8 protein-coding genes and 1 pseudogene are annotated in these 7,684 nt (G+C 73.5%); 6 read left to right on the top strand and 3 right to left on the bottom strand.

Annotation, left to right across the window (positions count from 1 at the left end; translation table 11 throughout):
• Together DMH12_RS35675 and DMH12_RS35670 are read right to left on the bottom strand one after the other, a co-directional pair.
• Window positions 1–447: pseudogene (locus tag DMH12_RS35675) on the bottom strand (4-alpha-glucanotransferase); the annotation flags it as partial.
• Between the two features lie 9 nt (window positions 448–456).
• On the bottom strand, window positions 457–762 hold the full coding sequence (locus DMH12_RS35670) for a hypothetical protein (RefSeq protein ID WP_125495457.1): 306 nt from the start codon (window positions 760–762) through the stop codon (window positions 457–459).
• A 211-nt stretch (window positions 763–973) separates the two neighbouring features.
• Here DMH12_RS35670 and DMH12_RS35665 point away from each other — a divergent pair, with 211 nt between their 5' ends.
• The 4 genes from DMH12_RS35665 (at window position 974) to DMH12_RS35650 (ending at window position 4,251) form a co-directional block, all read left to right on the top strand.
• On the top strand, window positions 974–1,507 hold the full coding sequence (locus tag DMH12_RS35665; RefSeq protein ID WP_125495456.1) for a PadR family transcriptional regulator: 534 nt from the start codon (window positions 974–976) through the stop codon (window positions 1,505–1,507).
• On the top strand, window positions 1,504–2,208 hold the full coding sequence (locus DMH12_RS35660) for an ABC transporter ATP-binding protein (protein WP_125495455.1): 705 nt from the start codon (window positions 1,504–1,506) through the stop codon (window positions 2,206–2,208). The genes DMH12_RS35665 and DMH12_RS35660 overlap by 4 nt, the downstream gene beginning before the upstream one ends.
• The gene (locus tag DMH12_RS35655; RefSeq protein ID WP_125495454.1) at window positions 2,205–3,563 is read left to right on the top strand and encodes an FtsX-like permease family protein; all 1,359 of its coding nucleotides are present in this window, start codon (window positions 2,205–2,207) and stop codon (window positions 3,561–3,563) included. Before DMH12_RS35660 ends, DMH12_RS35655 begins: the two co-directional genes overlap by 4 nt.
• A 130-nt stretch (window positions 3,564–3,693) precedes the next feature.
• Complete coding sequence (locus DMH12_RS35650; RefSeq protein ID WP_125495458.1) at window positions 3,694–4,251, top strand: Uma2 family endonuclease; 558 nt, start codon at window positions 3,694–3,696, stop codon at window positions 4,249–4,251.
• Between the two features lie 36 nt (window positions 4,252–4,287).
• Here the strand turns inward: DMH12_RS35650 and DMH12_RS35645 are convergent, their stop codons facing one another.
• Window positions 4,288–4,824, bottom strand: a complete 537-nt coding sequence (locus tag DMH12_RS35645) for an HNH endonuclease (protein ID WP_125495453.1) — start codon at window positions 4,822–4,824, stop codon at window positions 4,288–4,290.
• A gap of 305 nt (window positions 4,825–5,129) precedes the next feature.
• Here DMH12_RS35645 and DMH12_RS35640 point away from each other — a divergent pair, with 305 nt between their 5' ends.
• Window positions 5,130–6,230 carry a mechanosensitive ion channel family protein gene (locus tag DMH12_RS35640; RefSeq protein ID WP_125495452.1) on the top strand — a complete coding sequence of 367 codons (1,101 nt, stop codon included), beginning with the start codon at window positions 5,130–5,132 and terminating at the stop codon, window positions 6,228–6,230.
• A gap of 209 nt (window positions 6,231–6,439) precedes the next feature.
• Entirely contained in the window at window positions 6,440–7,651 is a 1,212-nt protein-coding gene (locus tag DMH12_RS35635; RefSeq protein ID WP_125495451.1) for an ROK family transcriptional regulator, read from the top strand.
• The last annotated feature ends 33 nt before the right edge of the window (window positions 7,652–7,684 follow it).

The following is a 7,684-nucleotide window of genomic DNA, read 5'->3' as shown; positions in this document are numbered from 1 at the left end:
GGGCAGCCGGGCGGGCGCCACGATCAGGTGGGCCCGTGCGGTGCGGCCGTCGGGGGTGGTGGCGGTCAGGCGGTGGACGCCGGGCGGGAGCCGCCCGGCGTCGTCACGGGTCTCGCCCTGTTCGGTGTCGACGCGGAGCCGGGTGCCCTCGGGCAGTGCGGCGAGGGCGGCCGGCGTGCCGCCGTCGCTCCAGCCGACCACGGTGGGCGGCAGCAGGCGGTCGCGCAGCCCGGTCTCGCGCGCGGCGAGCGCGGCCCGTACGGCCTCGGGGGTGCTCGTGTCCACGCCGAGGGCGGCCAGCGCGAGGGTCACCGCGGTGACCGAGGCCGGGACGGTGCGGTCCGGGGACGGGCGGTAGGCGGTGGCGACGCCGTGCAGGGCGGCGAGCCTGGTCAGATCCTCGGGAAGGTCCTCGGCGGGGGGCTCGGCCGGCCCGGCTGCTGGCATCTGTGACCTCTACGACCTCGTCGGCTCGGGAACGGCGAAGGAGGGGCCGCCCTGCTCCGGCACGTCCGCCGTGAGCTCGGGCGAGGACTCGCTGGTCAGCGGTACGGCGTCGGCGAACGGCGACTCGCTGGTCAGGGGCTCGGCGTCGGGCAGTGGAGGTTCGCTGGTGAGCGGGGTCTCGGCGAAGCTCTGGGCGGCGCCGAAGACGCAGTAGTGCGGGGTCTCGGAGGCGGCGGAGGGCTCGGCCCAGGGTGTGGACGGCTCCGCCACGGGTTTGGAAGGGGCCGGGAGCAGGAGGATTGCAGCCACGGAGATCTCCTTTGGGTCGGGCTGTTGCGAGCACGCTTCTAGCGGGTTACGGCAGCCCCCTACCCAGAAGGTGCGCGGACAGGCACTCCGACACCCGCAACGTGGCCCTGGTCACATCTCACTCCTTCCAAATACCCATGATCCGGGCAAAAGAAATCCCCGACGGAATCCGTCCGGCTATTCACTCAGTACATGTACTTGGTGAATACTGATCTCCATGAGCACCCGCCATCTCCTCCTGGGCCTGATCGCCTCGGGGCCGAGCCACGGCTACGACCTCAAACGGCGTCACGACGAACGCTTCCCGCAGGCCCGTCCGCTGGCCTACGGGCAGGTCTACACAACCCTGCAGCGGCTGGTCCGGGACGGCCTCGCGGAGGTCGACGGCACCGCGTCCGACGGCGGCCCGGAGCGCACCGCGTACCGCGCGACGGACGAGGGCGGGCGCGAACTGGCGCGGTGGGCGGGCGAGATCGCGCCGCCCGCGCCCTTCGTGACGAACGAGATCTTCGCCAAGGTCGTCGTCTCGATCCTCACCGGCGGCGACGCGGGCGCCTACCTGTTGGCCCAGCGCACGGCCCACATGGGCCGGATGCGGGAGCTCACTGCGCTCAAGACGAAGCCGGGCACCGACCTCACGACCGTGCTCTCGGCCGACTACGCCCTCAACCACCTCGATGCCGACCTCCGCTGGATGACCACCACCGCGGCCCGGCTCACCACTCTGACCACGGAGGTCCGCACCGCATGACGAACGGGGACACGCACGAGGCCACGGCGGGACCGCTGATCGCGGCCCGCGACCTGGTGAAGACGTACGGCAGGACAGAGGCCCTGCGGGGAGTCTCGGTCGACCTGCGGGCCGGCGAGATCCTCGCCGTCACCGGGGCCAGCGGCAGCGGCAAGTCCACGCTGCTGCACTGCCTGGCCGGGATCGTCCGGCCGGACGCGGGCTCGGTGACCTACTCCGGCCGGCCGCTGGAGGGGCTGCCGGAGCATCGGCTGAGCGAGCTGCGCCGCACCGACTTCGGGGTGGTCTTCCAGTTCGGGCAGCTGATCCCGGAACTGACGGTGCTGGACAACGTGTCGCTGCCGCTGATCCTGGCCGGCACCGCACGGGCCGAGGCGCGGGCGCGGGCCGGTGAGTGGCTGGAACGGTTCGGGGTGCGCGGGCAGGAGGAGCTGCGCCCGGGGGAGATGAGCGGCGGGCAGGCACAGCGGGCGGCGCTGGCCCGCGCGCTGGTCAGCGGGCCGAAGGCGGTGTTCGCGGACGAACCGACCGGGGCGCTGGACTCGCTGGCGGGCGAGCAGGTGATGACGGCGCTGGCGCGCACGGCCCGGGAGTCGGGCACGGCGGTGCTGCTGGTCACGCACGACGCCCAGGTGGCGGCGTACGCGGACCGCGAGGTCCGGCTGCGCGACGGCGCCGTGGCGCTGGCGGTGACGGCATGAGCACATGGGGTGCGGACGTCCGGCTGGCCCGGCAGCTCGTGAGCGGGTCGGACCGGCGGGAGTGGTGGCGGATCACCCTTGTGGCGGCGGGTGCGGCGCTCGCCACCGGATTCGCGCTGGCGGCGGTCACGCTCGCCTCGGTCCCGGACGGTTACACCGTCTCCGTCTTCCACGGCCTGCTCAACGAGGGGGGCACCCGCTACGGGGTGATCGCCGGACTGTTGCTGCTGCTGGTACCGGTGCTGGCCTTCCTCGGCCAGTGCACCCGGATCGGCGCCGTGCACCGGGACCGGCGACTGGCCGCACTGCGGCTGGCCGGCGCGACACCCTGGCAGGTCCGCCGGATCGCGGCACTGGAGACCGGGCTGGCCTGCCTGGCGGGCTCGGCGGTGGCCACCGTCTTCTCGGTCCTGCTCCTGCTGCGTCTGTGGACCGGGCCGACCGCGCTGACCTGGGCGGGCACAGCACTGGTCACCGTCGGCGTACCGGTGTCGGGTGCGGTGGCGGGCGCGGTGGCGCTGCGCCGGGTGGTGGCGTCACCGATGGGGTGGCTGCGCCGGGTGGGGCCGGACTCGGGCCGGGGGCCCGGCCTGCTGTTCCTGGGCGGGCTGATCCTGCTGATCGCGGTGGCTCCGCTCGCCGCGAGCGGCTCCGGCGGCGCGGGCAACCTGGTCGACTGGCGGACTCCGCTGACCGTCTTCCTCCTCGTCGTCGCGCTCGGCGCGGGCTCGGTGTGGCTGGCCGGGGCCACCGCCCGGCTCACCGGCCGGCTCCTGTCTCCCCGGGCCCGGACCGCGGCGCCGCTGCTCGCCGCGGAGCGGCTGCGGGACGATCCCTGGGGCCCGGCCCGCACGCACGCCGCCGTCCTGGTGGTGACGGTCGCCGGAACGGCCTTCCTGGGCATCCGGCACGCGATGCTCACCGAACTGCGCGCCAGGGAGGGGCGCCTCGGCGCCGACCTGGCGTACTACACGACCGGCCTCGACCTGACGGGCGCCGCGCTCCTCGTCGCCCTCGCGATCACGCTCACCGGCCTCGCCGTGGGCACCGCCGAGTCGCTGGCCAACCGGCGCCGGACGCTGGCCGCGCAGGTCGCGGCGGGGGTGCCGCGTACGGTCCTGAACCGCGCCCTGCTGATGGAGACCGCCCTTCCGCTCGCCCCCGCCCTGCTCCTGGCCTGCGCCGGAGGCCTGGCGGTCGGCGTCTGGTACTCGTCCCTCCAGGGCGACGGCTCCCTCCCCTGGACGGCCCTGCTGGTCGCACCGGCGGTGTACGCCGCCTGCCTCCTCGCGGCGGCGACAGCCCTGCCCCTGCTGGGACGCTCGGTGCGGCCGGGGGAGCTGCGGTACGTGTGACGGCCGTTCAGCAGGAGGGTGCAACCGATCCGAATGCCCCGCCCGCCAGGCCTGATCTCCCCTACCCTGACGATGTGGACCCCTGCACAACCGGAGGAGCCCTGTTACCGTGACCGCCGACAGGCCCCAGATGCTCGTCACCGAGTTCGAGGAACTCGCCCGCCATGCCGACCGGAGCATAGAAGGCGCGCGGCTCGAGTTCATCAACGGACATCTTGGGGGGAAGGCCGTGCCGGACGGCGATCACGGGAACATCATCGAGTGGCTCACACGCGTCTGCATGCAGCAGCGCCCCGATCTGTTCCTCAACTCCCACCAAGGCCTGATCGTCGAGACCTGTCGCGAGGGCCGTGCCCGCCCCGACGGCTCACTGGTCCCCAGCTACACGTTCGGCGGCGCCGGCGAATGGGCCGACTCCGCCCCCGTCCTCATGACCGTCAAGGTCACCTCGTACGACTCCGACACCGACCGGCGCGACCGCGTCGAGAAGCCCCGGGCGTACGCCGAGACCGGTATCCCGGTGTACCTCCTGATCGACCGGGACACCTGCGAGGTCAAGGTGCACAGCCGGCCGGACGGCGGACGTTACGAGACCGTGCAGACCCTGCCCTTCGGCAAGGAGGTCGCGCTCCCCGAGCCGGTCGGGATCACTCTGGACACCGAGCCGCTGAAGAACTGGGTGCGCTGAGCGGCCCCGCACCGGCCTGTGCGAAGGCCCGGACCGTCAGGCGGAAATGCCGTCGATCCGGGCCATGGCGTCCTCCGCGCCGTACGGCTGCAAGTAGGGCAGCCAGCGCGGGTCCCTATGCCCCGTGCCGATGATGCGCCAGGCCAGACCGGTGGGCGGGGCGGGTTTGTGGTGCAGGCGCCAGCCGATCTCGCCGAGGTGGCGGTCGGCCTTGACGTGGTTGCAGCGGCGGCAGGAGGCCACCACGTTGTCCCAGGCGTGCAGCCCTCCGCGGCTGCGCGGGATGACGTGGTCGACGCTGGTGGCGACGGCGCCGCAGTACATGCAGCGGCCTCCGTCGCGGGCGAAGAGGGCACGGCGGGTGAGCGGGACGGGGCCCCGGTAGGGCACCCGCACGAACCGCTTGAGCCGGACCACGCTGGGTGCGGGCACGGTGACGGTCGCGCTGTGCAGGTAGGCGCCGGACTCCTCGAGGCATACGGCCTTGTTCTCGAGGACGAGGACGAGCGCGCGGCGGAGCGGTACGACGCCGAGCGGCTCGTACGACGCGTTGAGGACCAGGACATGCGGCACGGGTGCCTCCTTGGGCGTCGGCGGCGCGTGGCTCGCGCCGGGACGATCTGGTTCAGTCTCCCCTCATGGCTGGTCGTAGCGCCACCATGTCCCGGTAACGGGCCGGGAGTGTTTTCGACCACACGCGGCGCGGCGCCGGGGGCGTGACCAGTCCGAGCGCGGGTGAGGACCGTCTCTCCCGCCCATTTCGGGCCGTTCCGCGCCCGGTGCCCCGTTAGTGTGGTGCATCTGCCCGTCCGGTGACCTTTCCGTGACCTTGGACCGGACCTCGAAGGACGGGCCGCCGCACTTGGAGGTAAACCGTCGTGTCCCTGTCCGCCGCCGTCCGCACGGCCGCCGGTCCGTCGCCGTCCCCGACGCCCTCGGGGTCGACGACGCCGCCCGTGCCCTCGCTCCGGGACGCCCAGGAACACGCCACGAACGCCGCGGGCTGGGTCGAGGAGAACTGGTCGACGTGGCTGGCGATCGGGCTGCGGGTGCTGCTGATCCTGGTGATCGCGGCGGTGCTGCGGGCGGTGGTGCGGCGGGCGATAACCAAGCTGATAGAGCGGATGAACCGCAGGACCGGGACGGGCGGCAGCACCGCGCTGAGCAGTCTGCTGGTCAACGCCGAGCGGCGTCGGCAGCGTTCCGAGGCCATCGGGTCCGTGATGCGCTCGGTGGCCAGCTTCCTCATCCTCGGCACCGCCGCGCTGATGATCCTCGGCACCTTCCAGATCAACCTGGCCCCGCTGCTGGCGTCCGCCGGTGTCGCGGGCGTGGCGATCGGCTTCGGCGCCCGCAACCTGGTCACCGACTTCCTGTCCGGCGTCTTCATGATCCTGGAGGACCAGTACGGCGTCGGCGACAGCATCGACGCGGGCGTGGCCTCCGGCGAGGTCATAGAGGTCGGGCTGCGGGTGACCAAGCTGCGCGGCGTCGACGGCGAGATCTGGTACGTCCGCAACGGCGAGGTCAAGCGGATCGGCAACCTCTCCCAGGGCTGGTCCACGGCCGGCGTGGACGTGACCGTCCGCTCCGACGAGAACCTGGACAAGGTCAAGGAGACCCTCGACGCGGTCGGCGAGCGGATGAGCAAGGAGGAGCCCTGGAACGAGATGCTCTGGGGCCCGATCGAGGTCCTCGGCCTGGACTCCGTGCTGCTCGACTCCATGGTCGTGCGGGTCTCCGCGAAGACCATGCCCGGCAAGTCCCTCACCGTCGAGCGTGAGCTGCGCTGGCGGATCAAGCGGGCCTTCGACGAGGCCGGCATCGCGATCGTCGGCGGGGCCACCTTCCCGGTGGACGGCGTCCCGGCCGTCGCCGACCCGGCTGCCGGGGTCGCGGCGCCGTCGGCCTACGCGAACACCGCGTCGCCGCAGTCGGTCGCCGCGTCGCCCATAGCGCCGCCGAGCACCACGAAGTAGGCGCCGGGCCCACCGCCCGTTCCGCACCGCCCCCGAGGTAACGACTGCGTTGCCCCGGGGGCGGTCTCTTGACGCCCCCTCCCGGGCGGGCCTACGTTTCTCAGCCAACAGGAAACTTTCCTAACAGTCACCTTCAGTGAGGGACGAGCAGTGGACTTACCGGTCTCCCACTGAAAGGCTGAGCGGCCGAGAGGCAGGTGTGGACACGCATGGCAGGAACCGCCGGTACGCCGGGCACCCCGCGCGTCCTGCGCGCCATGAACGACCGGGCCGCCCTCGACCTCCTGCTGGAGCACGGGCCGCTCTCCCGGACCCGGATCGGCAAGCTGACCGGCCTGTCCAAGCCGACCGCCTCCCAGCTGCTGGCCCGCCTGGAGGCCGCGGGCCTGGTCCTGGCCGGCGGCACCACCGAGGGCCGCCCGGGCCCCGGCGCCCAGCTCTACGAGGTCAACCCGGCCGCCGCGTACGCCGCCGGCCTCGACGTCACCCCGGACCGCGTCCTGGCCGCGGTCGCCGACGTCACCGGGCGCACCGTCGGCCGCTTCGAACTGCCGACCCCGGGCCGGCGGCCCGTCGCCCCGGTCGTCCAGCAGGTCACCGACGCCCTCGACGGCGCGGTGAAGGCCGCCGGGCTCGCCCGGGCCGAAGTCCACCGCCTCGTCATCGGCACCCCGGGCGCCTTCGACCCGGGCACCGGGCGGCTGCGCTACGCCTCCCACCTGCCGGGCTGGCACTCCCCCACCCTCCTCGACGAACTCGCCGCCGCGCTGCCGATGCCGGTCGAGTACGAGAACGACGTGAACCTCGCGGCCGTGGCCGAGCAGCGCCTCGGCGCGGCCCGGGGGCACGAGGACTTCGTGCTCCTGTGGAACCAGGAGGGCCTGGGCGCCGCCCTGGTCCTCGGCGGCCGGCTGCACCGCGGCTGGACCGGCGGCGCGGGCGAGGTCGGGTTCCTGCCGGTGCCGGGCGCGCCGCTGGTCCGCAAGGTCAGCCGGACCGGCAGCGGCGGCTTCCAGGAACTCGCCGGCTCCCAGGCCCTGCCGGGGCTCGCCCGGGAACTGGGACTCACCGGCCTCCCCCCGGGGCCGTACCACGAGGCAGCCGCCGCCCTCGTCGCCCGTGCCGCCGAGGCCGACGACGAACCGCACCGCCGGCTGCTCCAGACCTACGCCACCCGCCTGGCCACCGGCCTCGCCTCCCTCGTCTCGGTGCTCGACCCCGAGCTGGTGGTCCTGAGCGGCACCTCGCTCGCCGCCGGCGGCGAGACGCTGCGCGACCTGGTCCAGGACGAGCTGGAGGAGCTGGCCGCCTCCCGGCCCCGGCTCGTCGTCGGTGAGGTGACCGACCACCCCGTACTGCGCGGCGCGCTGGAGAGCGCCCTCGCGACCACCCGCGACGAGGTCTTCGACACCTCGCGCTGAGCCACCCGCACGGCACCACCCACCCCGCACCAC

It is taken from the genome of Streptomyces sp. WAC 04229 (genome assembly GCF_003947455.1).
In the GTDB taxonomy this organism is placed as follows: domain Bacteria; phylum Actinomycetota; class Actinomycetes; order Streptomycetales; family Streptomycetaceae; genus Streptomyces.
Note: the sequence above shows the minus strand (reverse complement) of the source record. Positions and strands in the feature narration are given on the sequence as shown.

Bases quoted from the DNA above. Each gene is read 5' to 3' on its own strand.
- DMH12_RS35665 (WP_125495456.1), top strand. From the start codon at position 974: ATGAGCACCCGCCATCTCCTCCTGGGCCTGATCGCCTCGGGGCCGAGC.
- DMH12_RS35660 (WP_125495455.1), top strand. From the start codon at position 1,504: ATGACGAACGGGGACACGCACGAGGCCACGGCGGGACCGCTGATCGCG.
- DMH12_RS35655 (WP_125495454.1), top strand. From the start codon at position 2,205: ATGAGCACATGGGGTGCGGACGTCCGGCTGGCCCGGCAGCTCGTGAGC.
- DMH12_RS35650 (WP_125495458.1), top strand. From the start codon at position 3,694: ATGCTCGTCACCGAGTTCGAGGAACTCGCCCGCCATGCCGACCGGAGC.
- DMH12_RS35635 (WP_125495451.1), top strand. From the start codon at position 6,440: ATGGCAGGAACCGCCGGTACGCCGGGCACCCCGCGCGTCCTGCGCGCC.